This window comes from Syntrophales bacterium (genome assembly GCA_023229765.1).
Taxonomy (GTDB): Bacteria; Desulfobacterota; Syntrophia; order Syntrophales; family UBA5619; genus DYTH01.
The window spans coordinates 1-355 of sequence record JALNYO010000010.1 but is presented as its reverse complement, the minus strand read 5'-3'; the positions used below and the strand labels follow the sequence as shown (position 1 = coordinate 355).

1 protein-coding gene is annotated in these 355 nt (G+C 51.5%); it reads left to right on the top strand.

The window, feature by feature from the left end; all coding sequences use genetic code 11:
- Positions 1-355 (top strand): transposase (locus M0P74_07215; protein MCK9363371.1); only part of this gene is annotated, 355 nt, incomplete at both ends.

The window sequence follows — 355 nt, the reverse complement described above, 5'->3', positions numbered from 1 at the left end:
GCATAGCCGACGCCTGGATTATCATCCACACATTCATGTCGTGGTGCCGGGCGGCGGCGTCGATAAATCCAAAAAACAATGGAAAAAGAAAAAAAGCAAGTACCTGTTCAATGAATTTGCCCTGGCCAAGGTGTTTCGTGCCCGCTTTCTGGAGGCATTGACCAAGGCCGGTCTCAGCGTACCTGAGTCAGTGCCTCGAAAATGGGTCGTCAACTGCATCTGCGCCGGAAAAGGGCTGTCCGCCTTGAAATACCTGTCGCGCTACCTGTATCGGGGCGTCATCGGTGAAAACAGTATCGTCGCCAATCAAGACGGCAAAATCACGTTTGAATATGTAGAAAGCCGTACCGGCAAA